16 protein-coding genes are annotated in these 24024 nt (G+C 72.1%); 4 read left to right on the top strand and 12 right to left on the bottom strand.

Going from position 1 to position 24024, the window contains the following annotated elements; genetic code table 11:
* Positions 1–9: 9 nt before the first annotated feature.
* The 3 genes from ACPZVR_RS00340 to ACPZVR_RS00330 form a co-directional block, all read right to left on the bottom strand.
* Positions 10–1311: a flavin-containing monooxygenase gene (locus tag ACPZVR_RS00340; RefSeq protein WP_436697571.1), complete on the bottom strand. Its 1302-nt coding sequence runs from the start codon at positions 1309–1311 to the stop codon at positions 10–12.
* A 249-nt stretch (positions 1312–1560) separates the two neighbouring features.
* Positions 1561–2601, bottom strand: coding sequence for a carbon-nitrogen hydrolase family protein (locus ACPZVR_RS00335; RefSeq protein ID WP_436697570.1), 1041 nt, complete (start codon positions 2599–2601; stop codon positions 1561–1563).
* Positions 2602–2630: 29 nt separating this feature from the next.
* Positions 2631–4004 (bottom strand): purine-cytosine permease family protein, encoded by a 1374-nt coding sequence (locus ACPZVR_RS00330; protein WP_436697569.1) that lies wholly within the window; start codon positions 4002–4004, stop codon positions 2631–2633.
* 259 nt (positions 4005–4263) lie between these two features.
* Here ACPZVR_RS00330 and ACPZVR_RS00325 point away from each other — a divergent pair, with 259 nt between their 5' ends.
* Positions 4264–5187, top strand: coding sequence for a LysR substrate-binding domain-containing protein (locus tag ACPZVR_RS00325; RefSeq protein WP_436697568.1), 924 nt, complete (start codon positions 4264–4266; stop codon positions 5185–5187).
* Here the strand turns inward: ACPZVR_RS00325 and ACPZVR_RS00320 are convergent.
* The 3 genes from ACPZVR_RS00320 to ACPZVR_RS00310 form a co-directional block, all read right to left on the bottom strand.
* Complete coding sequence (locus ACPZVR_RS00320; RefSeq protein ID WP_436697567.1) at positions 5184–6245, bottom strand: phenylacetaldoxime dehydratase family protein; 1062 nt, start codon at positions 6243–6245, stop codon at positions 5184–5186. The two genes, ACPZVR_RS00325 and ACPZVR_RS00320, sit on opposite strands and share 4 nt — an antisense overlap.
* A gap of 308 nt (positions 6246–6553) precedes the next feature.
* Entirely contained in the window at positions 6554–10156 is a 3603-nt protein-coding gene (locus ACPZVR_RS00315) for an SdrD B-like domain-containing protein (RefSeq protein WP_436697566.1), read from the bottom strand.
* 321 nt (positions 10157–10477) lie between these two features.
* Positions 10478–10780: an antibiotic biosynthesis monooxygenase family protein gene (locus tag ACPZVR_RS00310; protein WP_436697565.1), complete on the bottom strand. Its 303-nt coding sequence runs from the start codon at positions 10778–10780 to the stop codon at positions 10478–10480.
* A 317-nt stretch (positions 10781–11097) separates the two neighbouring features.
* Here ACPZVR_RS00310 and sigJ point away from each other — a divergent pair, with 317 nt between their 5' ends.
* On the top strand, positions 11098–12027 hold the full coding sequence (sigJ, locus tag ACPZVR_RS00305; protein WP_436697564.1) for an RNA polymerase sigma factor SigJ: 930 nt from the start codon (positions 11098–11100) through the stop codon (positions 12025–12027).
* 99 nt (positions 12028–12126) lie between these two features.
* On the opposite strand, the gene ACPZVR_RS00300 is transcribed toward sigJ, so the two are convergent.
* Positions 12127–12705, bottom strand: coding sequence for a hypothetical protein (locus tag ACPZVR_RS00300; RefSeq protein WP_436698220.1), 579 nt, complete (start codon positions 12703–12705; stop codon positions 12127–12129).
* On the opposite strand from ACPZVR_RS00300, the gene ACPZVR_RS00295 reads away from it, so the two are divergent.
* On the top strand, positions 12650–13078 hold the full coding sequence (locus ACPZVR_RS00295; protein ID WP_436698207.1) for a tyrosine-type recombinase/integrase: 429 nt from the start codon (positions 12650–12652) through the stop codon (positions 13076–13078). The genes ACPZVR_RS00300 and ACPZVR_RS00295 overlap by 56 nt on opposite strands.
* A gap of 27 nt (positions 13079–13105) precedes the next feature.
* Here the strand turns inward: ACPZVR_RS00295 and ACPZVR_RS00290 are convergent, their stop codons facing one another.
* Entirely contained in the window at positions 13106–14050 is a 945-nt protein-coding gene (locus tag ACPZVR_RS00290) for a 1,4-dihydroxy-2-naphthoyl-CoA synthase (RefSeq protein ID WP_436697563.1), read from the bottom strand.
* A gap of 55 nt (positions 14051–14105) precedes the next feature.
* Here ACPZVR_RS00290 and ACPZVR_RS00285 point away from each other — a divergent pair, with 55 nt between their 5' ends.
* On the top strand, positions 14106–14552 hold the full coding sequence (locus ACPZVR_RS00285; protein WP_436697562.1) for a nitroreductase family deazaflavin-dependent oxidoreductase: 447 nt from the start codon (positions 14106–14108) through the stop codon (positions 14550–14552).
* 88 nt (positions 14553–14640) lie between these two features.
* Here ACPZVR_RS00285 and ACPZVR_RS00280 read toward each other — a convergent pair whose 3' ends face one another.
* The 4 genes from ACPZVR_RS00280 to recC form a co-directional block, all read right to left on the bottom strand.
* Positions 14641–15249, bottom strand: coding sequence for an ACT domain-containing protein (locus ACPZVR_RS00280; RefSeq protein ID WP_436697561.1), 609 nt, complete (start codon positions 15247–15249; stop codon positions 14641–14643).
* A 72-nt stretch (positions 15250–15321) separates the two neighbouring features.
* The gene (gene recD / locus ACPZVR_RS00275; RefSeq protein WP_436697560.1) at positions 15322–17166 is read right to left on the bottom strand and encodes an exodeoxyribonuclease V subunit alpha; all 1845 of its coding nucleotides are present in this window, start codon (positions 17164–17166) and stop codon (positions 15322–15324) included.
* Positions 17163–20552: a UvrD-helicase domain-containing protein gene (locus tag ACPZVR_RS00270; RefSeq protein WP_436697559.1), complete on the bottom strand. Its 3390-nt coding sequence runs from the start codon at positions 20550–20552 to the stop codon at positions 17163–17165. Before ACPZVR_RS00270 ends, recD begins: the two co-directional genes overlap by 4 nt.
* Positions 20549–23986 carry an exodeoxyribonuclease V subunit gamma gene (gene recC / locus ACPZVR_RS00265; protein WP_436697558.1) on the bottom strand — a complete coding sequence of 1146 codons (3438 nt, stop codon included), beginning with the start codon at positions 23984–23986 and terminating at the stop codon, positions 20549–20551. Before recC ends, ACPZVR_RS00270 begins: the two co-directional genes overlap by 4 nt.
* Between the last annotated feature and the right edge of the window lie 38 nt (positions 23987–24024).

The following is a 24024-nucleotide window of genomic DNA, read 5'->3' as shown; positions in this document are numbered from 1 at the left end:
TCGGACCGTTCACCGCATCGCTCCCGTCAGGCCGAGCCGCTCGTGGTGCTCACCCGGCGTCGGATCCGGCGCGTAGGAGAGGTAGCGGCGCTGCGTCACGATGTGGTCCGCGACGTACTTCGCGTCATGCCAGACACCCCAGATGAAGCTGGATCCGCGGCGCGACAGCCACGGCAGGCCCAGGAAGTAGACACCTGCCTCGGCCGACACCCCGCGCTGGTGGCGCGGCCGGCCCGCCTCGTCGAAGGCGTCGACCTGGAGCCAGTCGTAGTCCGCGGCGAAGCCGGTCGCCCAGACGATGGTCGTGACGCCCTCGGCGGACAGGTCCAGGGAGAGCACCGGCTCCGTGATGCAGGGCGGGTCCGGGCGCAGGGTCCGCGCCTCCGGCTCCTCGGGCAGGTCGAGCCCATGACGCTCCACATAGGCGTCGGCTGCGTCGAGGAGCGCCAGGTAGTTGGCGTCACCGCGGGCGATCGTCGCCCCGAGATCGGGCGCGAACCGCAGGACACCGTCCGCGTAGGAGCTGGTCATCCCGAGCAGCTCGACGCCCGTCTCCGCCAGCGCGCGGAAGTCGACCGTGCGCCCACCACGAGCACCGCTCACGGCGATGGTGACATGCTCCGCGCCCTGCGGTGGGGCATCGGCGTCCCACAGTCCGAGGACTCCCAGCCACCAGCAGAAGTCCCGGCCGCGGTAGCTCCGCGGGGGCCGCTCGTGCGGGCCGACGGACAGGAGGACCCGTCGTCCCGACCTGCGGAGCTCGTCGGCGATCTGGACCCCCGACGATCCGGCCCCGACCACCAGGACGGCGCCGTCCACGAGCTGCCCGGGGTTGCGGTAGGCACTCGAGTGGAGCTGCGCGGGTACGGCGTCCGCGGGGACGATCGGCGGGATGACGGGACGCTGGAACGGTCCGGTCGCCGCCACCACGAACCGGGCCTCGATGACGCCGTCGGTCGTCACGACCCGGAAGCCGGACCGACCCGGCCGACGTCGTACCGCGGTCACCTCGACGCCGCACCGCACCGGGGCATCGATCCTGCGCGCGTAGGTCTCGAAGTACTGCGCGACCTGGTCCTTGGTCGCGAAGCCGTCGGGCTCCACGTCCGCGAACTCCATGCCGGGGAAGCGGTCGTGCCAGGCCGGACCGTTCGCGACGAGCGAGTCCCACCTCTCGGTGCGCCATCGCTCCGCGATCCGGTGGCGCTCCAGCACCACGTGCGCGATGCGCTGCGCACCGAGGTGCTCGCTCATCGCCAGGCCCGCCTGGCCGCCGCCGACCACGACGACCTCCACGTCCTCACTCGACATCTCCAAACCTCCACGTCTCTTCGCGGCTCTCGCGCCACCGGCGACTCGCCGGCCGGGACCGCATCTCGATCCTGACGGCGCCATCTACACATGTCCAACGGATCTTGTTGGACTTCTAGATCTGCAATTTCGATGCATCCGGGCGCCGCGGAGCGATGGAGCCCCGAGCGAGAGAGCTCATCACCGCGACGGGGCGCGGCAGCGCCGCACCCCGTCGCCACGGCCGCGCCGCGACCGGCAATAGCCCGCCTACAGGGAGGCCTCGTCGTCCTCGTCGAAGGCGGGGAGCGCGCCCGGCGCGGCGAGTCCCGCACCGTCGCCACCGCCGGCGACGGCCGCGTGGTCGACCGGACGACGGGGCTCCCGGTTCACGACGAGCCGGGTCGCGTCCGCACGGGCGTAGTGCCCGGCCGGGTCCGCGGCCTGCTTGGCGCGACGGATCTCCGCCAAGTCGAGATCGGCCACCAAGATGTCCTCCGCCGTGTAGGGAAGCGGTCCGGCCAACTCGGCGCCGGACGGCGCGAAGATGGTCGTCGTCCCCCCACCGAGCTCCAGCAGGCGCTGCTTCTCCGGGGTGTCGCACAACCGGGAGATCACGTCCTCGTCGACGATGCTGGTGCACGCCAGGACGAACGCCTGGCCCTCGAGCGCATAGACCTTCGAGGCGGCCATGTTCGCCTCGACGCCGAGCGCGTAGGCCTGCTCCCGATAGATGGACAGGGCCGGCCACGCCGCGATGTGGATCTGCTCCCCGGCCGCGTACATCGCATACTTCGACAGCGGCTGCAGATGCTCCCAACAGTTCAGGCCGCCGAGCCGGCCGACGGGGGTGTCGAGGACGAAGAGGTCGCTGCCGTCGCCCTCACCCCAGACACTGCGCTCCACGTGCGTGGGCTTGAGCTTGCGGTGACGCCCGCGCAGCGAGCCGTCCGCTCCGATGAAGAAGAGGGTGCAGTAGAGACTGCCCCCGTCGCGCTCCGTAGCCCCCATCACCACCTCCACGCCCGCGCGCCGAGCGGCGGCGCGCAGCGCACGCAGCTCCGGACCGTCGAGCTCGACGGCGTTCTGGTGGAGCTCGACGAAGTAGTCGCTCCCCCAGGCCGGCGCTCCCAGCCAGATCCAGAAGGGGAAGCCGGGCAGCCAGCTCTCGCCGAAGGCGACCAGCTGCGCACCGCGCGCGGCGGCGTCGTCGATGAGCTGGATCGCCTTGTCGACCGACTTGTCCTTGTCCATCCAGACGGGCGCGGCCTGCACCGCGGCCACCCGCACGATCGGGTCGATGTGTGCCATGGGTTCTGTTCCTCTCGAGTCGGTGACCATCAGGCCTGGTCGAATGCGTCGACCCGCGGGGCGATCAGCTCGTCCACAGTAGGACGTGTCCGCCACACGCGGCAGATGCCGATGTAGAGCGCGGCCGGGACGACCAGACCCACCAGCCACGAGATGTCGAAGCCCAGCTCCTTCGCGATCGGCCCGCTCCAGTACACGGTCGAGACGAAGGGGGCGAGCGCGACACAGCCGATGACGTAGGCGAGCACGCCGGGGCCGTTGAAGAGGCCGTACCGGCCCCGCGGGTCGAAGAGCGCCTTGACGTCGTACTCGCCCCGGGCGACGACGTAGAAGTCGGCGAGGTTGATCGCCGACCAGGGGACGAGGAAGGCGATCAGGAAGAAGATGAAGTTCTCGTAGGAGACGATGAGGTCGCCCGAGAGCAGCGACGCCCCGATCGTGCCGATGGCGCCGGTGGCCAGCATGAACGCCATCCTCAGCCCCTTGCTCGGCCGGACGTCGCTCAGGAACGAGGTCGCGATCGTCATGCCGGACATCGCCGCTCCGTAGATGTTGAGGGCGCCGATGTTGATGAGCCCGACCAGCAGGGCGAGGAGCACCAGGATCCGCAGCGCACCGCTCGCGCTGTCGCCGGCCGCGGCGAGGGCCTCCACGATCGGGAGCCGGCTGTAGCCGATCTGGATCGCCGCGCCGAGGGACATGAACCAGATCCCGGCGAGAGCCATGCCCGCGTAGGTGTACCAGAACGTCGCGGCATGGCTGGTGGACTCCGGAAGATAGCGCGAGTAGTCGGCGACGTACGGCCCGTAGGTGATGAAGTACGCGGCGACGATCCCGAGGACGAAGAAGAAGCCCGTGGCGGAGAACCCGTTCTCCGCCACGACACGGTCGGCGGTGCCGGGCCAGTTGACGACGAGCACGACGGTCAGGACGGCGAACGAGACGATGAACACCGGCGTGAGAACCCTCGCCACCCGGTGCAGGAGGTCGTATCCGAAGACGACCAGGACGATCGAGACGAGACCACTGATGAAGATGCCCGCCTTGGCGCTCATCCCGAAGAGCTCACCGGTCGCCTGCCCGGCGAGGATCGCGCCGCCTCCGAAGAACCCGAGGTACATCGCGATGACGACCACGAGCGGAAGGTTGGCGCCGAAGAACCCGAACTGAGCGCGTGACTGGATCATCTGCGGCAGGCCGAGGACCGGCCCCTGCGCCGAGTGGTACGCCACGAAGACGACGCCGATCAACGTGCCGCAGACGATGGCGACGACGCTCCACAGGAGGCTGAGGTCGGTCAGCGCCGCCAGCGAGCCGGTCAGCAGCGTGACCCCCATTGCCGTACCGCCGAACCAGAGCGTGAAGAGGCTCCTCGCTGTGCCGTAGCGCTCCTGCGGCGGCACGTAGTCGACGCTTCGCGTCTCGAGGAGGGGGCCGGCCGAGCCTGAGCCTGGTGCAGAGGTGGATCGTGAATCGGTCATCGGGATCTCCATGTTCGGGCGACGGACCGGCCGCCAGGCTGTGCGATTGGCAGCAGCCTGATCCCGGCGTGATGCATCAGTCAAACCAATCTTTCCGATGAACAGCATCGCTCGGATAGATGACTGGCGTAGGGTGGGGTCCCGACGACCGGTCGGCGTACCCCAACTCCCGGGAGGACCCGTGGCGGACCCCGCCTTCACTCTGACGCAGCTGCGCTACTTCGCCGCAGCAGCCGAGCACCTGAGCATGACGGGCGCCTCCAAGGCGCTGATGGTCTCGCAGTCCGCGGTCTCCACCGCGGTCGCCCAGCTGGAGAAGGATCTCGGGATCCAGCTGCTCATCCGCCACCACGCCCGGGGACTGACCCTGACCGCTGCGGGCCAGTCGTTCTACCAGGAGCTGCGCGGGTTCCTCGCCCACGCGTCGGACCTCGCCGAGGCGGCGCGCACCGCGGGCGACGACCTCACCGGCGAGCTCACCATCGGCTGCTTCAGCACGCTGGGGCCGTTCGAGCTCCCGCGACTGCTGGCGGCGTACAACGCGCAGCACCCGCGGGTGGACGTCTCCGTCATCGAGGCCGAGCACGCCACCTTGAAGAGCATGCTGCGTCAGGCGCGGTGCGAGGTCGCGCTGATGTACGGCTACGACCTGGACGAGGACCTGGACCACGTCGTGGTCTACGAGGTGGCGCCGTACGTCCTCGTCGGTGCCGAGCATCGTCTCGCACGTCGCCGACAGGTGTCGTTGCACGAGCTCGCCGACGACCCGATGGTCATCCTCGACCTGCCCCACACGGCCGGGTACATGAGCTCCATCATGGAGACCACCGGCTTCGCCCCTCGGATCCGGCACCAGACCACGGGCTTCGAGACCGTGCGCTCCATGGTGGCCCACGGACACGGCTTCGCCATCTTGAACCAGCGTCCGGCGCACGACCTGACCTACGACGGCGGCAAGGTGGTCGCGCTCCGGATCCGCGACGAGGTGCCGCCGCTGAGTATGGTCGTGGCCACCATGCGCGGCGTTCGGCTCACCGCGCGGGCACGGGAGATGGTACGCATGTGTCGCCGGACCGTGGGCAGGTGGCGCGAGGGGTCGGCCTAGCGATGCCCCGGGCTGCGCCTCTGGCTCGGGACCGCCCGGAGCATGCCGGTGCCCTCGTGGCACCGGGAGTACCGGAAGAACTGGTGCTCGCGCGGGACGACCGCCACCTCGTGGTAGAGCCGCAGGCGGGCGTCAGCGCCGAACCTCTTCATGTGGGCCGTGAACGCACCGAAGATGCGCACGTGCGTCCGGTGCGACCTGGCCCACCCCTCGAGGTCCGCCAGGTCGTTCCACCAGCTCATCGCGTACGTCTTCTCCCGCCGCGCCCCGTCCTCGGCCAGGACCGACACGTACCGGTTGGCGAAGCATCCGACACTGCGCCCGTCGTCGCGCAGGAAGTCCATGCCCGCGCGCAACTGGGGCTCGACCTCCTCCAGGTAGAAGGCGCGCTCGGCTCCCTCCGTGCTGCTGAAGTCCTGGCCGGAGCGGATCAGGCACAGCCCGTCGTGGGGCACGATCTCGACGACCCCGTCGCGCGACTCCCGCTCCGGCGTACCGGACGCGGCCAGGTCGCTCTCGCGCGCGTCGGGGAGGCGCTCGCGCATGCCGCCCCAGTACCCGTGCTCCAGGATCGGGCCACTCGGCCGTGCGGCGAGCGCACCGATGCCCTGCAGCTCACGGTTCGACGAGTAGATCGTCTCGAAGCGGCGTACCGACGGACGGACGACCTCGACGAAGTGACCGAGCGAGGCCTCGCCACTCGTCCAGGCGGCGCCATGCGCGGCGTACCAGGCATCGAAGGTCTCGGGCGAGAGCCAGTAGCCGACGATGAGGGCGGTGCCGAAGCCGGCCTCGTCGACGTACCGCGAGATCTCCAGGTGGCCCGGCCCGTCCGGTCGGCGCATGAGGGACCTCATCCGCAGCACGTCCTCCAGCGCGGCGTCGGCCGCGGCCGACGGCTCCTGAGCACCGAAGTAGGCCATGACGACCTGGCGTACGCCGATGTCGAGGCGGCCCGTGTAGGAGTCGAACTCCGGGCGTTCCCGCGATGACGTCGAGCTGCCGACCGGACACAGATGGGACGCGACAGCACTCTCGACCTGCACGACCTTCGACATGGACCAACCACCCTCTCGCTTCGGATGGGTCGATCCTGGCCGCGCCCGTTGCTGAGGGAAAGCGCTGCTTTCCTGAGCACTGCATCGGCTTTCCCGATGACTCGAGGGCGGGCACCGGGGAGCTGCGCCGATGCTCTCACGAGCGTCCGCGCAGGTTGTGGTGCCGAACGAAGGCGGTGGCCCCGACCGCGTGGTCGCGATCGGGGCCACCCTGGGGGCTACGGAGCCCAACTGCCGAGGTGCAGGCCCGCTGCACCTGAAGGGACCACAGGATCAGCGCTCCCGGCTCGGCACCCGTAGCCCGGTCTCTACTTCTTCAGCGGCTTCAGCGTCACCACCAGGTTGTCGCGGTAGTGGAAGCGGCCATCGGGGCGGGTGATCTTGTTGGTGCATGTCACGAGGAGCACCCGCGGGGCGGCCGTCATGGAGAACAGGCTCTCCGGCAGCGGCTTGGCCCTGCTGAACCGCTTCTTGGCGACCACCTTGTACCGGTAGGTCCGGCCGTCGTTGCCCTTCACCTTCACGGTCTTCCCGGCCTTGAGGCGCTTGATGTCGTAGAACGCCCCCGGACGGTCGTGGTTGTCGGACACGTGCCCGACGACGACGCTCGTGCCGATCGCGTCGTCCAGGCGAGCCGACGTCTGGAGCCAGCCGAGGAGGTTGCGGCTCTTGGGGACATTGGCCCGTACGTCGGTCAGCCCGATCTGGGTGACCTTCGCGTTCAGGCCGAGGAACGGCACCTTGACCCGCTTCGGCGAGCCCGGGAGGGCCGCTCGGCCGGCAGCCCCGGGGTCGACTCCGGTGAACCCGGTGTCGATGAAGCGCACCTTGTTCTCAGGACGGTGGACCAGGCTGGTCTCCGCCGCGAGTCCACAGGCGTGGGTGGCCGCGTTGTTGAACTGATCCGCGGTGATGGACGCCACCCAGGTGTAGTAGCCGGGCTTGGTCACCGTGACCGACGGCGTACGGACCGTGCCGTTGGTCGGCGTGAAGGGGACCGACCCGACCCGGGTGTCCGACGTACACGTGGCCGCCGAGGGTGAGGAGAACGGCCCGTACAGCGTGGCCGAGCCCGTGGACGTGCCGCCCGGCGTGAACCCGGTGATGGTCACCGCGTCGTGGAGCTCGGCGCCGACCAGTGCCTTGGCGTCCGACGTGGCGGTCGTCAGCGTGGGGTTGCCCGGCTGGGCGGGCGGCGGCTTGAGGACGAACCCGAAGTCCAGGGTCGGGTCGCGGTCACCGTCCTCGGTCAGGTCCGACGACTCCGCCGACCACGTCGAGGAGTCGCCCTCACGATCACCCTGACCTGCCTGGGTCGGCTGGTAGGGCTGCAGCGCCGTCTGGGTCGACGGCGCCGTCTGGTCGATCGTCACCGTGTAGTGCTGCCCCGCCGGCAACACCGGCAGGTCGTCGAAGGTGTACCCACCGTTCGCGTCCGTCGTCACCGGACCCACCGGGTTGCCGAACACATCGGTCACCGGCTGACCATCCGGACCGGTGAGCACCAGCACGACACCCGGGATCCCGGGCTCGCCCGCGTCCTGACGGCCGTCGCGATCCTCGTCGACCCACACGTAGTCACCCACCGACACCGAGGGCGGGATGACCACGCCGGCATCGATCGTGTGGTCGACGCTGCCCGGGGTCAGGGGCGCCGTGATCGCGACCTCGGCGATGCCGGCACTCACCGGCGTCGGGTCCGAGTCGAGGCTGTCGTCGCCTCCGGCGTTCGGCGTGGTGTAGCCCAGGGCGCTGGACGGCGGCGAGGACGGCAGCCCCGAGGTGTCGGCCGTACTCACGTCGAACCGCACGGTGTACGACGCGCCCGGGACCATCTGGTAGGCGGCGCCGTCGCCGCCGAAGTAGTACTCGCCGTCCGCGTTGGTGGTCGTCGTCGCGACGACGGCGCCGGTGGCGTCGAGCAGGGTCACCGTGGCGCCGGGGATCGGCAGCTCGTCGGCGTCCTGGACGCCGTCCTTGTCCGCGTCGAACCACACCCGGTTGCCGATCTGGACCGGCGCGAGACCAGCGAGCAGGTCGAGGTCGCCCAGGCCGTTGCCCTTGCCGAAGGACTCGGGGTAGGTGTTCACGAGCCAGCCGCGTGTCACCGGCACGCCGGGGGAGGGCGCGCCACCGGGACCCTCACCGGTGGCGGTGTCGAAGAAGCCGATGCCACCCGTACCGACCAGACCAGTGGGGTCCATGGCGATGCTGCCCAGCTCGCCGTTGCGCGGAGCGTAGGCCAGACCTCCTTGGGCGAGCTCCTGGTGGCTGCTGGTCGTGGTGCTTCCACTCAGGGAGATCCAGTCGCCCGCGAAGAACTCCTGCACCGCCGCCGCCTGGCCGCCGTCCGGGATGCTGGTGGTGTTGTCCGGGCACCCGCCGGTGCCCTCCCACGCGTAGCTGCCGTCGGGGTTGATGCAGGCCTTGTTGACGTCGCCGCCCGTGATGGCACTCACCAGCGCCGCGTCGCTGGCGACACCGGGCTCGAAACCCCCGACGCCGATCTGGTCACCGTGCCGGTCCCGGAAGCCCAAGAACAGCGAGCCGTCGACGTCGAACTCCAGCGAGGTGAGGAACGGGGTCGGGTACTCGGTGTTGTACCCGGCCCCGGGAGTCGGTGATGCCGGCAGGCCGTCGACAGCCGTGCGCGACCAGGTGCTGCGCCACGTGTTCCACTGCCGCGACACGGCGGTGCCACCGTTGGCAGCCGCTCCCCGGACGAAGTCCAGCGGCTGCGAGAGCACGGTGTCGAAGGAAGCGCCGGCGAGGCGGAGCACGTACGCGCGCAGGTTCGACCGGTCTCCCGACGCCGAGGCGTCGCACACACCGCCGACGTAGACCGCCCCATCCCTCACCGTCACCGCGCCCGGCCGCCACTGGCCGCCGACGCAACCCGGGTCGGCGATAGCAGTCGAACCCGTGATGGTGCCGGTGGCGCCCGTGGCGTCGACCGCGTAGAGCCGGCGGTCGTTGAGGTTGACGACGTACAGCGTGGACCGGTCCTCGGACATCGCCATGGCGCCGAGTCCCTCGGTACCGGCCGCGGCGTAGTAGTCGTCGTCCCGCCCGCCGGCGATGTTCCCGTGCGCGGTCGACCCGGCGTTCGGGATGGTCACGAACACGCTCGCGTTCGGTGATCCGCTCGTCAGGTCCGTGACGTAGACCGCACCCGAGCCACCCGGGCCGTAGGGAACGAACGCCTTGGCGTAGGCGGCGCTGAACAGGCGCTCCTCGCCCTCGGCGGCCAGACCGAAGACGGATCCCGTCTGGGCCTTGGTCGCCAGCGTGGTCATGTTCTCGGTGTTGGGCGTGGTCCCGTTGCCGTTGCCATTGCCCCGGTGGGCCCAGTTGGCGCGGACCAGGGAGCGCGAGGTGCCCGGCGACGATCGGGACGGCTGGATCGCCAGCACGTAGTCGGGGTCGACCGGCGCGTAGTCGGCGGGGTTCCAGACACCGAACCGCACCGTCTCGGCGGCACCGGCGCTGACATCGACGAAGGTCGTCGCGCTCCGGAACGCGTTGGGCGTCCCCGACGCGGACGCCGGGGCGGGCATCAGGTGGGAGAGCGCGGCCGGAACGGCCGTCTCCACCCGATATCTGCCGCCCACCAGGGGTGAGGCGGCGGTGATGACGACCTCGCCGGCGGCGTCGGTCACGCCGTTCACCACGTGCCCGGCGGAGTCGGTGACCTTGACCTCGATGCCGGCCTGCGGCGGATCGATGATGGGGTCGTAGACGCCATCGCCACTCACGTCACGCGCGACCGCGATGGTGAGTGGGCCGTCGCCGGGTTCGGCTGCCGCCGGCGTGGCTGTCGTCACCCACGCCAGTCCACTGACGACGACGGCGAGGCCGCTCGCCAGCGCGGTCGCGCGCCGGCGCGCTCTGATCGGACGGATCGCCTGCATCTACTCGCCTCGATTCCCTCGGGCGACCTACCGCCCATTCGGCAGGTCCTTCGGAGTACAAGACCACCGGGGCCGCAGAACATGACGCCGGAGCCCGAAGAAGTTGCTCACCGCCTCGGACCGGCCGCGCTCCTGGGCACCGGTGGCCTGGACAAACCCTCGCGCCCAGACTGGCCGAGCCGACGGCGCTGCCGCGACCCACATCTCTCAGAACGGCCGATTTGCCCCCCAAGCGGGTGACAAGGCCTCCCCCGTTGACGCCAGCACCAGTCCCGCGGGTGGCGGACAACCTGAGGTGCCGGTCTCCCCGCAGGGAACGGGTCAGGCGGAGAACTCCCCGATCACGGTGTAGATGCCGGACCCGGGCCGGGCGATGGCAGCGGTGCGCCGTGCGTACGCGGCCGCTTCGGCGTCCCGCTGCGTGGCCTGCAGGTCCTCGGCCCTCTCCCAGAGCGCGATGTTGACGACCCGGGTCTTGTCGAGGCTCGCGAGGAGCGTCGCGGAGATGAAGCCGGGCCGCTGGGAGATCGCCTTCTCCATCCCCTCGACCAGCACATCGATCACCTCCTGCTGCCTGGAGGGATCCACCTCGATGACATTGATGAACGTGACGGGGTCGGACATCTCTTCTCCTTGAATCGCGTTCGCGACGGTGTTGTCGGGCGCGCCGACGCCGCCGTCTCGCGGAGAGACCTGGGCGTCGAGCGGTGAGCGTGCGGGAGGCCCGCTCGCTGAGGTAGACGAGACAGCCGCGCGAACTGTCAGGCGACGCTCCCGAGACGTTCCGCACCGAGGGCCGACGTGGACCGCGAGCCAGGCTCGCCGATCCGACCTCACACATCGCGGGGCTGCTTCGTCTCCTTGTCGAGGTCAGGCGTTCCGGTAGAAGTTGGGCCTGCCACCAGGGCAGCGTGCGCGCGGACGCGATGCAGGGAGGGACCATGCCGATCGGAGCTCGGCCGCAACCCGGCGAGCCACCGGAGCTCGTCGACGCCATCCGCGAGCGCAGCGTGTTGCTCGGCCTGAGCTACCGCCTCCTCGGGTCCCTCGCCGACGCCGAGGACGTGGTGCAGGAGACCTACGTCCGCTGGTATCGGCTGGCCGAGGAGGACCGCCGCGGCATCGCGCACCCGCGGGCCTGGCTCGTCAAGACCGCCAGCCGCATCGGGTTGGACACGCTCAGCACCGCTCGCGCCCGTCGGGAGCGGTACGTCGGCGCGTGGCTGCCGGAGCCCCTGCCGACGGCGAGCCGGTGGACCAGCCGGGACGTGTCGGCCGCCGTCGACCCCGCGGAGCGGGTGACCCTGGACGACTCGGTGTCGATGGCCCTGCTCGTCGTCCTGGAATCCATGACGCCCGCCGAAAGGGTCGTGTTCGTCCTCCACGAGGTCTTCCGCTACCCCTACGCCGAGATCGCCGACGTGGTGGGACGTACCCCCGCTGCGTGCCGCCAGCTCGCCTCGTCGGCCCGTCGCCGGGTCCGCGAACAACAGCGCACCCCCGTCTCCCCCGCCGACCATGCCGCGGTGGTGCACTCCTTCAAGACCGCGTGGCAGTCCGGGGACCTCGCGGCCCTCATCGACCTGCTCGACCCCGATGCCGGCGCCATCACCGACGGCGGCGGGCTGGTCTCCGCATCACGCGAACCGGTGCAGGGCGCGGAGGCCGTGGCAACGTTCCTCCTCGATGTCGTCAGCCGACAGCCGGACCTCACCCTGCGCGAGGAACTGGTCAACGGCGAGCTCGGCCTGGTGGCGACCGACAGCGACGACCACACCCTCGCGGTGATCGCGCTCGTCACGATCCCCACCGGCAGGGTCGGGCAGGTGTGGGCGGTGCGCAACCCGCAGAAGCTCGAGGTCTGGCGCTAGCCAGATGCGGGCGCGCCGCGGATCCGAGATCGGCGTCAATGTACGGAGGGAGGGCTGTTCGGCCGTCCCCCGTTCGTCGCCAGTCTCTATGCCGACCCGTCACCCCGGGAGGTCGCAGAAGTCCTCCGTCGTCGGGCAGATGAGGAACCCGGTGTTCGTGCGGATCGTGTAGGTCTCGCCGCGAGCCTGGTAGGTCAACTCGGTCTGCGGCCAGGCCCAGTTGCCGGTCTCCTCGACGTCGACGACGAAGAGCAGTTCAGCCCGGGCGTCCGGAGCGATCTCGTAGCCGTCGAGTGGGACTGAGTCGCGCTCGTAGTACTCGTAGGGCCATGGCCCGGCGCCGACGAGATCCTTGCCGCCGGTCACGTCGAGGACTCTCACCTCCGAGACCTTGGCGCCGTCATCGCGCACCTCGGAACCGGGCCCGGTCAGCTCGGCACTGTGCAGGGTCGCGGGATGATCGCCCTCGTTGGTCACTGCGAGCGCGCCGAACACGACCCGCTGTCCTTCGTCGGCCAGCATCGACGCTGCCTGCGTGAACTCGTCATCGGCGACGAAGGAGACCGGCCCCTCCCTGGACGTCGGCGACGCGTCGCTCTCCGACGAACAGGCAGCAAGTGACATGGCGATGCCGGTGAGCAGAACCACAGACCGCGCGGCCCGAAGGAAGTTCGTCACCGTGGCAGTCTGCCCCACTCCTCGGCGGACAGTTCTGGGCGTGGCGAAAGCCCGTCTGGGGACTGGGACTGCTGCACGGATAGGTGACATCTCGACACCCGTTCGTGCAGCAGTCCCGTGGAGTGCCACACGGGAAGCAGCGGGCCTGTCCACTCGCCTGCACGCCCTGCGCCACTTCTACGCCTCGGGTCTCATCGCCTCCGGCTGCGATGTCGTTGCCGTGCAGACCGCGATGGGTCACTCAACGGCAACCACGACCCTGAACACGTACTCCCACCTTTGGCCTACGGCCGAGGACCGGACCCGCAACGCGGCCTCCCGGTTGGCGAAGGCCATTCTTGGGGACTCATGGGGGACCGAGAGGGTCAACTAGGGCTATGACCTGGGCAAACAGGGTCGATTAGTAGTACCAGGGGTACGGCGACCAGTCCGGCTCCCGCTTCTCCAGGAACTGGTCGCGGCCCTCCTGCGCCTCGTCGGTCATGTAGGCGAGCCGGGTGGTCTCGCCGGCGAAGAGCTGCTGGCCGACGAGTCCGTCGTCGAGCAGGTTGAAGGAGTACTTCAGCATCCGCTGGGCGGTGGGGCTCTTGCCGTTGATGATCCGGCCCCACTCCAGCGCGGTGGCCTCGAGCTCGGCGTGGGGGACGGCGCGGTTGGCGGCGCCGATTCGGACGGCGTCCTCGGCGGAGTACTCCTGGCCGAGGAAGAAGATCTCGCGGGCGAACTTCTGCCCGACCTGCCGGGCCAGGTACGCCGACCCGTAGCCGCCGTCGAAGGAGCCGACGTCGGCGTCGGTCTGCTTGAAGCGGGCGTGCTCGGCCGACGCGAGGGCGAGGTCGCAGGTGACGAAGAGGCTGTGGCCGCCGCCGGCCGCCCAGCCGGGGACGACGCAGATGACGACCTTGGGCATGAAGCGGATCAGCCGCTGGCACTCGAGGATGTGGAGGCGGGCGAGCTTGGCCTTGTCGATCGGGCTGGGCTCCTCCGCGCCGGTGTCGGCGGCACCGGCCGACACGTCCTCGTACTGGTAGCCGGCCTTGCCGCGGATGCGCTGGTCGCCGCCGCTGCAGAAGGACCACTTGCCGTTCTTGGGGCTCGGGCCGTTGCCGGTCAGCAGCACGCAGCCGACGTCGCCGGAGGTCCGGGCGTGCTCGAGGGTACGCAGCAGCTCGTCGACGGTGTGGGGGCGGAAGGCGTTGAGCACGTCGGGGCGGTCGAAGGCGATCCGGACCGTGCCGTGCGCCTTCGCGCGGTGATAGGTCAGGTCGGTCAGGTCCTCGAACCCGGGCACGACGTCCCACTGGCTCGCGTCGAACGTCTCGCTCACGCCCTCGATCGCACTCATGGGCCGAACGCTAACCGGTCTGGAATAGCGGCCCGTCGCGTGGTCTTGTGGAGACATGACTCTTCACGGTGAGTACGAGCCCAGCAGCCAGAAGTGGGTCCGCGACCAGGTCGCGGCGTACGAGGCCTCCGGCGGTCGCGAGGCGAACACGCTCCAGGGTGGGAAGGACCCGATCGTGGTGATCACGTCGGTCGGCGCGAAGTCGGGCAAGCTGCGCAAGAACCCGGTCATGCGGGTCGAGAAGGACGGCGTGTACGCCGCCATCGCGTCCAAGGGCGGGGCGCCGGAGAACCCCAGCTGGTACGCCAACTTCGTCGCGCACCCAGTCGTCGACCTCCAGGACGGACCGGAGCCGAAGTCGTACACGGTGCGCATCGCGGAGGGCGAGGAGCGCCAGGAGTGGTGGGAGCACGCGGTCGCGACCTGGCCGACCTACGCGTCGTACCAGGAGAAGACCGACCGCCAGATCCCCGTCTTCCTGCTGGAGCCTGCCGACGGCTGAGGCCTGGACGACAAAACTCATGCTTGGACGAGGAAGTTTCCTCGTCCAAGCATGAGTTTCACCGGCCGGCCGGAGAAACTGTCTCTACTCAGCTGTTGGCGATGGTGACGGCGAGGCCGCAGAGGTGGCCCAGGCGCATGATCTCGGACTCAGCGAACTCCGGGCCGCCGCGGCGGCCGATCACGACGATCTCGTTGCCGTCGATGCGCGCCGCGGCGAAGAGGGTGACCTCGTCGTCGGGGACCTCGAGTCGGGTCGGCGCCTCGATCTCCACGAACTCCAGCTCGTCGGGCGCGGCGCTGGTGCCGTAGACGACACCCTTCGCCCGGTGCACGCGGGCCGCCCAGTCCACCCGGAACGTCGCGGGCAGCAGGTCGATCAGCTTGTCGAACGCGTGGTCGGGGGAGGCGGTCAGCTCCTCGACCGCCTCCAGGTCCATCATCAGGTTGCCGCCGGCGGGATAGCGGCTGATCCACAGCACCTCGACGTCCTCGAGCGCGTTGCACGCCGAGACGACGGAGTCGGGCATCATCCCCTGGTCGAGCTCGAGGAGGACGTCGTCGACCGCGGCACCGTCGTCGCGCTTCTCGACGATCTCGATGGCCTCGATGTCACCGCCCGCCATACCGATCGCCGTCGCGACCCGCCCCAGCGAACCGGGGACGTCGGGCAGCAGCACGCGCAGCAGGTACGGCATGGTCTCGACACTAACCCGGTGAGGTTTCGGCGTGATTGCGGGCCCACGGGATGGGCTCGGTCGGCCTGCCGGCTACGCGACGCCTGCGGCGCCGGCCGCGAGGCGGTGACGCAGGCCGGTCGCGCGTTGGGCGGTCGTCGTCACCGCCGCGCGTACGGCGGCCTCGGATCCGACGACGAGGAGGCTCTCGCGGGCCCGGGTGACGGCGGTGTAGAAGAGCTCGCGGCTGAGCAGGCGCGATCCCTCCTCGGGCAGCAGGACGGCGATCCGGGTGGCCTGGCTGCCCTGGCTCTTGTGGATCGTCATCGCGTGCATGGTCTCGATGGCGTCGAGTCGGGTGGGGGCGAACGGGCGCGGGGCGCCGGCGCCGGCGATCCAGGCCCGCGGACGGCCCGCGGGGTCGGTGACCACGACGCCGGTCTCGCCGTTGTAGACGTCGAGGGCGTAGTCGTTGCTGGTGACCAGGAGCGGCCGCCCGGCGTACCAGGCGGAGCCGAGCGGGGCGCCGATCTCGGCGGCGAGCCACTGCTCGACGTACCTGTTCCAGACCCGGACGCCGTAGGGACCGTCACGGTGGGCGCAGAGCAGGCGGAAGCCCTCGATCTCGGCGAGGGCGGCCTCGGGGCCGGTGGTGAGGGCCGCCTCGCGGACCCGGAGAGCGGCGGCGGTGCACTCGGCCTGCAGCGCGGCGACCGGGTCGTCCGTCTCGATCCAGGTGACCTCGCCGGTGCCGGCCCGGAGCACCTCGAGCACCCGGTCGGCGGTGTCGTCGAGGTCCGGGGAGTCGTCGCGCAGGGCGGCGGCGAGGCGCTTGATCTCCTCGGTGGAGCGGTGGTTCTCGGTCAGCGCCACGACCGGCGGATCGGGGTGGCCGGCGAAGCCGGCCACCAGGTCGGAGAGCACCGCGCCGGCGCCGACGGAGGTCAGCTGCCGCGGGTCGCCCACGAGCACCAGCCGGCTCTCGGGCCGGACGGCCTCGAGGAGGCGGGCCATCATCGTCAGGTCGACCATCGAGGCCTCGTCGACCACAACGAGGTCGTACTTGAGCCGGTTGCCGCGGTCGTGACGGAACCGGGTGGCATTGTCGGGACGCCAGCCCAGCAGCCGGTGGAGAGTCATCGCCTCGGGCGGCGCCACCTGGTGCTCGGCGTCGCCGAGCGCCCCCAGCGCACCGAGCTCCCCCGTCACCGCCTCCTGCAGCCGGGTGGCTGCCTTGCCGGTCGGCGCGGCCAGCGCGATCGACATCCGCCGCTCGTGGGCGACCGCGAACTGGTCGGCGAGCGCCAGCACCAGTCGCGCCACGGTGGTGGTCTTGCCGGTGCCCGGTCCCCCGGTGAGGACGGTGGTGCGGTGCCGCGCGGCATGCTCGACGGCGGCGGCCTGCTCGGGGCTGAGGTGCGCGCCGCTGACCCGCTGGAGGGTCGCGGCGAGCGCCGCCTCGTCGACCGGGGGCGGCCCGAGCTCGACCCGGGCGACGAGATCGCCCGCGACCTGGCGCTCGAGGCGGTGGTAGCGGTCGAGGTAGACCAGGTCGTGCTCCAGGTGGAGGACCTCGGCCGCGACCAGCGCGGAGGCCTCGATCGCGGCGACCCAGTCCGACCGGTCCGGCCACGCGAGCGCGACCGCGCCGGACAGGTCGGACATGTCGGACAGGTCGGTCGGTGCGGTCAGTGCGGTCAGGTCGGGCAGCGTGGCGAGGTCGAGGCCGACGGACCCGCCGCGCACGGAGCGGACGGCGAGCGCCGCGGCGAGCAGCACCCGCGGGTCGTCCTCGCCCGCGAGCGCGCCGACCCGCTCGGCGACCCGCACATCGGCGGCGTCGACGACGCCGGCGGCGTTGAAGGCACCGAGCAGCCCTCCGGCACCGCGGGCCAGGCGCGGGTCGTGGGCCGAGGTGGGCTCGAAGATCTCGGTCACGGTGCACCTCCCGCGGCGCCGTCGAGCAGGTCGGAGAGCGCCACGACCAGCTCGACCGGTGGCTGCCAGGTGAAGATGCCGCACGGGTTGCCGTCGGGGCCGTCCGGGCGGGGGGTGTCGGGGCCGCACATGCCGCGGAGGTAGAGGTAGGCCACTCCCCCGAAGTGTCGGGCCGGTTCGTAGCCGGGTTGCCGCCAGCGCAGGAACCGGTGCAGCACCACGGCGTACAGCAGGGCCTGGAGCGGGTAGTCGGAGTGCCCCATCGCGTCGTCGAGCGCGGTCGGCCGGTACGACGCCGCGGTGAGCGGCTCGTCGGCGGGACCGAGCCAGTTGGTCTTGTAGTCGATGACGACATAGCGCGGCTCGCCGCCCGCCGGCGGTCGCAGTCGGAGCACGACGTCGATCGACCCGGTGAGGTAGCCGCGCAGCACCTGGCCGCCGAGCAGGGGGTTGTCGAGGGCGTCGGCGTAGGCCCGCACCGGGTCGCCCGCGGGGAGGTGGGCGCGCAGCAGCGCGGCGATGTCGCCGAGGAGGACGTCGTCGGACCGGGACCGGCGCTTGGGGTGGTCGCCGCCGGCGAGCGGCAGCTCGAAGTCGAGTTCGGCGAGCCGGTCGGTCGTGCCGATGCGGCGCAGCGTCGTGTCGTCCATCAGCGGGCCCAGCGGGGTGTCGAGCACCGCGACGAGGGCGTCGGCGAGCTCCTCGGGATCGAGCGGCACCGGCCACCAGGACAGCTGCTCGTCGATGTGGCCGAGCAGCTCCGTGCGCAGGTCGGGGGTCGCCGGGTCGGCGTGCTCCAGGACCGCGTGGACGAGGGAGCCGAAGGTGGCGCCGACCGGGAGTCCGGCCATCGGCGAGGGTACGGCGAGCGCGGGGTCGTCGGGCACGGCCGCGACGACCGCGATGTCGTCCTCGTCGTCCTTCGGCGCCACCTCCGGCTCGCTGGCGACGCCGGGGGGCGGCGCACCGAGGTCGACATTGCTCAGCGCGGAGTAGGACGTGCGCCGCCATCCGGTGTCGACGGTGCGGGTGAACGCGCGTGCGTCGAGCCGGGCCGGAGGGTCGATGGCGACCGCGGGCAGGACCCCGACCGGCTCGGCGACCTCGGGCACGAAGGCGCCGCGGTCGCGCCAGGCGGCGAACAGCGCCGTCGCGGCATCCTCGTCGGGCACGGGCGGCCCGGCCGGCACCTCGCCGCGCAGACCGGGCCCGTCGGCCGCGGGCCGGCGCATCAGCAGCCGGTGCAGCGGCGAGGCCTCCGCGTTGCGGGTCGGCGCCCACCAGGTGACGACCTGGCTCTGCGCCCGGGTCAGGGCGACGTAGAGCAGCCGCAGCCACTCGCCGTTCTCCTCGTCGGTCCAGCGGCGCACGTGGTCGGACCAGTCGGGCCCGGAGCCGCCGATGTCGAGACAGCGCGCGCCGGCGGCGTCGTGGAACAGCGGCTTGTCGGGCTTGCCGACCCAGCGGTCGGCGAGCGAGGGCAGGTAGACGACGGGGTACTGCAGGCCCTTGCTGGCGTGGATCGTCACGAGCTGGACGGCGTCGGCGTCGGAGTCCAGGCGCCGGGTGCGTTCGGCGCCCCGGCCCTCGCGCGCCTCGAGCACCTGCTGGCGCAGCCAGGCCAGCAGGGCGACCGCGCCCATCTGCTCGCGCAGCGCCGCCTCGTGGAGCACCTCTCCGATGTGGCGGACGTCGGTGAGCGTCCGCTCGCCGCCGACCTGGCCCAGCAGCCGCTCGGGCAGGCCGCCGGACGTGGCGGCCTCGACGACCGCGGCGACGCCGCGCCGGCTCAGCGCCTCGGACCACGACCGCAGCCGGTCCCCGAGCTCGTCGCTCAGCTCGTCGCCGCCGGCGTCGAGGGTCGCGGCGTCGTAGCCGAGGAAGCAGGTGAGCGCCGCGGCCCGCACCCGCGCCGTGCGATGCGGCTGCTCCAGCGCCTCGAGCAGCGAGAGCCACTCCACGGCGGCCGGGGTCGCGAAGACACTGCCGCCGCCGGCGATCACGGCCGCGACACCGACCTCCTGCAGCGCCGCCCGGGCGGCGGCCAGGTCGGCGTGGCGGTAGCAGATGACGGCCACGTCGTCGGGCCGCAGAGGACGGCCGCCGAAGGTGGCGCCACTGGTGACCAGCGCGCGGATGTCGTGGGCGAGATCGCGGGCGATGTGCGCGCGCACCTTCGCGATCGGCAGGGCGGTGCTGCCGCGCTTGCCGAACGTCTCGCGACGCACCACGCGCATGCGGAACGGCGCCGGACGCGGCGCGCCGGCCAGACGCGCCTCCTCATGGTGGGCCCGCACCTCGTGGACGACGATGCGCGGGTCGCCGAGCTCGGCCCCACCGAGGAGACGGCCGAAGCCGGCCACCAGACCCGCGTCGCTGCGCCGGTTGACCGCCAGGGTCTGGCGGGTGGTCGCGGTCTCGGCGGCCGTGAGGTACGTCGTCACGTCGCCCCCGCGGAAGGCGTAGATCGCCTGCTTCGGGTCGCCGATGAGCACCATGGTCGCGTGGCCGGTGAACGCCCGGTCGAAGACCTGCCACTGCACCGGGTCGGTGTCTTGGAACTCGTCGACCAGGACGATCCGCCACCGTGCCCGCATCCGCACCCGGGCGGGCGAGTCGGGGTGCTCCAGCGCGTCGGCGAGCTGGCGGAGCAGGTCGTCGTACGACAGCACGCCCAGACGCCGCTTGCGCCGGTCGAGCTCCGCGCGGACCGCGGCGGCGAAGGCGACCCGACGCCCCGCGGGGTCGTCGCGTGGGAGGTCCGCGGGCTCGAGCCGGGCCTGCGGGTCGCCGACGACCGTCCGGGCGATGGCGAGGGCCTCGGCATGCGTGAACGTGGGCCGGGTCCCGTCGGGCAGCTGGGCGAACGCCCGGAGGTAGAGGTCGTCGACCACCTCCACCAGCAGGTCGTCGAGGTCCTCGACGAGCCGGGCCCGGGCGTCGGTGTCGCCGGCGACGCCGAGCGACTCCAGCACCAGCGAGCAGAACTGGTGGATGGTCGCGATGGTGGCGGCGTCGAAGTCGGCGAGGGCCTGCGCGATCCGCCGGTGACGCCGGCGCCGCTCGTCCGGCGGACAGTCGAGGATCTGCTCGATGACCTCGGTCCGGGGCTCGACGGGCAGGCCCGCGAGGGCCTGCTCGGCCTCGACGAGCTGGTGGCGGACCTGCTCGCGCAGCTCCTGGCTGGCCGCGCGACCGAAGGTGACCACGAGCAGCTGCTCGAGCGGCACGCCCTCCTCGGCGACGTACCGCGTCACGAGCGCGCCGATGGTCCAGGTCTTGCCGGTGCCCGCGCTGGCCTCGAGCAGGGTCGTGCCCGCCGGCAGCGGGCCGCGGATGTCGAACGGCGCCATCGGCGTCGCGTCCGGACGTCGCGGGGTGGTCATAGCGGGCCCACCTTCTCGGCGCCGGCGAGGAGCGGCTCCCACAGGGTCCAGGCGTACGCCGGGAGGCCGGCGTCGATCAGGACCGACACCGGCGCCGCGTGTCCCCAGACCCGGCGGTGGACCGCGTCGTCGTCCTCTCCCTTGATGCCCCACGGGTGGTAGGGGTCGGTGGTCCAGGCGGCGGCCGCCGCGTCGACCGGGTCGACGTCCATGCCGCGCAGCTCCTTGGCCCGGGCCTCGGCCCAGGCGTGCGCCGTCTTGAGGGGGATCGGGAGCGGCCGGGTGGCTCCCTCGTCGTAGAGCGCGACGACGGCGCGCAGCCACTCGACCGCGCGATGGTCGAGCGGTCCGGCCAGCGCCCGTTGCGGACCCCCGCGGGCGCGGGCCACCGCATGGCTGGTCCAGTTCTCGTCGGGGTGCGTGGCGCTGAGGGCGACGACCCGCAGCCAGCCGGCGATCCGCTGCTTGGGCCCGGGCCGGGAGTAGGTCACGTCGACGACCTGGTTGCCGTGGACCCGCGGCACCGTGCCGGTCAGGCGCCGGCCTCCGCCGAGGTCGACATCGACGTCGACGCTGCGGGCGGGGCCCGACCGCAGCGGCGCGCTCTGCTGGAGGAGCGCCTGGCAGTCGCGGACGACGTCGCTGAGGGCGGCGTACCCGAGGCCGAACGGAGGCAGCGAGCCGCGCAGCTGCTCGGCGAGCATGACCGCCTCACCGGTGCGCGCCGGGTCGTCGGAGGACAGCACGGCCCCCAGCAGCCGGTCGCCGATCGCCCACTTCTCCAGGTTGTCGAGATCGACCGGGATCGCGTCGGCGACCTCACCGGGCTCGAACGGCGTGGCGACGTCGAGCCGCCCGCGGAGGAAGGAGCGCGCCGGACGCAGCACGAAGTCGACGAGGTCGGCGAGCGACACGTCCGCGGCCGGAGGGGCCGGCAGGGCGCCGTCGAGGAACGGCGGGGCCGGGGTGCGCTCGCGCACGGAGGCCCGGGCACCGGCGAGGGACGATCGGTCGAAGCTGAACGGACCGGGCCCCACGAGCTCGCCGGGCAGGTGGTTGCGCGGGTCGAAGCCCTGCAGCGGATGACGGACGAGGACCGCCGGGCGCACCGGGGCCGCGGCGGTGCGGTCGAGCGCGTCCAGCAGCTCGCCGAGTGGTACGGCGGGCGGGCGCGGCTGGCCGGTGTGCTCGGCTGCACCGGTGTAGGTGACGATGACGCGCTCCTGCGCCGCGAGGAGCGCGTCGAGCAGCAGCTGGCGGTCCTCGCCGCGCAGGTCGCGCTCGCCGACGCGGGGCCGTCGGCCGAGGACGTCGTCGCCGTTGACGCCGCTGCTGCGAGGGAAGACGCCGTCGTCGAGACCGACGAGACACACCACGCGGTGCGGCACGGACCGCATCGGGACCATCGTGCAGACGGTGAGCGTGCCGGTGCGGAAGTTGGCGCGGGTGGGGCGCCCCGCCAGTCGGGCCTGCAGGAGCGCCCGGACGTCGGCCAGGCGCAGCGGCACGTCGGTGCCGTCGGCGTCTCGGGCGGGGGGTGCGTCGGCGCCGTCGGCACGGTCGGCACGGTCGGCGCCCGCCCTGGCCCGCGCCAGCTCCCGCTCGAACTGGGGCAGCTGCCAGGCGTCGTCCTCGTCGACCTCGCACAGGTCGCGCACGCCGTCGGCGATCGCGGCGAACCAGGCGTCGGCGCCGGTGGCCCGGTCGAGGGCGGTCAGGCAGGCGCCGAGCCGGGCGACGGCCTCACTGAGCCGGCCGACGAGCTCGATCTCGCCGCTGGCGATGTCGTCGACCGGCAGCCCGCGGCCGACGTGACGGTGGTCGTCGTCGCTCATCGCGACCCCGAGCAGCAGCCGGTCGAGCCCGGCCCGCCAGGTGTTGTGCGCGAACCCCTCCATGGCGTACGCCGCCCGCTGGGTGGCGTCGATCCCCCACCGCACCCCGGCCTCGGCGACCCACCGCGTCATCCGCGCCAGGTCGTCGTCGCTGAACCCGAACCGCCGCCGGCATACCGGCCTGGCCAGCAGGTCGAGCACCTGGGAGGCCGTGGCCCGGCCGCCCGCCAGCTCGACCAGCACCACCGCGACCGCCAGGAGCGGATTGGTGCTGCTCACCGCGCGGTCGGCCAGCCGGACGCGCAACTGGTGCGCGGGATGCAGCTCGGAGGTCGCGGCTCCCGGCGCCTCGCCGATGAGCTCGCCCATGCCGAAGGCCGCGGAGATCAGGGGCGCATAGGTCTCGACGTCGGGGCACATCACCACGATGTCGCGCGGCTCGAGCGTCGGGTCGTCCTCGAGGAGGCCGACGAGCAGCTCGCGCAGCACCTCGACCTGACGGGCCGGGCCGTGACAGGCGTGCACCTGCAGCGAGCGGTCGTCGGCACGCAGCACCCGGCGGGCCCGCTCGTCGGGGCCGGGCGTCCGGTTGGCGCGCAGGTCGGTCTGCAGCCAGCCGAGCAGGTCGTCGGGCGCGCTCGGGTCGGCAGCCGCGCCCGCGTCGATCGCCTCGCCGGCGCGCACCCGCGCCCCCAGCACCGTCGCGAGCTCCCGCGCGTCGCGACCGAGCGAGGCGAGCAGCGGATGGTGCGCCAGCTCCACGGAGGCGGCGACGTCACGCGCGCCCACCTCGACGTCCGCCGCCGCGACGGCGTCCCACAGCGCCGCCGAGGGCTGGGCGAGCCAGAGGTGGACGTCGCGGTGCGCGGCCAGCGCTACCAGCAGGTCGACCTCCGTCTCGGGCAGCCGGGTGTGCCCGAACAGCGAGAGCCGGTCGGGCAGGTCGAGGCCGTCGACCTCGCCGGCGCGCAGCGCCGCGCACACCCGGTCGTGGCGCACGTCGGGCGGCTCGGGGTGGCCCGCGGCCGCCATCCGGTCGAGCAGCCGGCGCCACAGCTCGGCCTCCCACACCAGGTCGGCGGCCAACGGCTCGCCGGCGCCGTCGGTGTCGCGCCCCGCGCGCCAGTCGCGGACCAGTGCGGGCCGCTGGACGGCGTACGACGCGAACAGCTCCGCGAGCCGGCGCGCGACCGACCACCGACGGCTCCGGCGCAGCTCCCCCTCCTCGCCCGGGAGCCCGTGGCCGAGGTGCGTCGCCAGCGTCGCGCACCACGGCTCGCCGAGGACGTCGTCGATCGTGGCCAGCAGCGGCCAGACCAGGCGGTCGGGGTGCCACGGGTCGTCGCGGTCACGGTCGAGCAGCAGGCCGACCAGCGACGCGGGCTGGAGGAGGCGCACGCCGGCACAGACGCCGTCGCCACCCGACGGTCCGGCACCGAGGCGGTGCGAGAGCCGCTGGGTGAGCCACCGCTCCACCCCGCGCGCCGGCACCACGACGACCTCGCTGGCGAACGGGTCGGCCAGCGGCGACGCGAGGAGCTCGCCGAGCTGGTCGGCGAGCAGGTCGGTGCGCGCGGCGCGGTGCAGGTGGAGGGCCATCGGGGCCGAGATTAGTGGCGGGGTCCGATCGTTCGGAG

The sequence above is a fragment of the Nocardioides segetis genome, assembly GCF_051390595.1.
Taxonomy (GTDB): Bacteria; Actinomycetota; Actinomycetes; order Propionibacteriales; family Nocardioidaceae; genus Nocardioides.
This window is presented reverse-complemented; position numbering and strand designations above follow the sequence as displayed.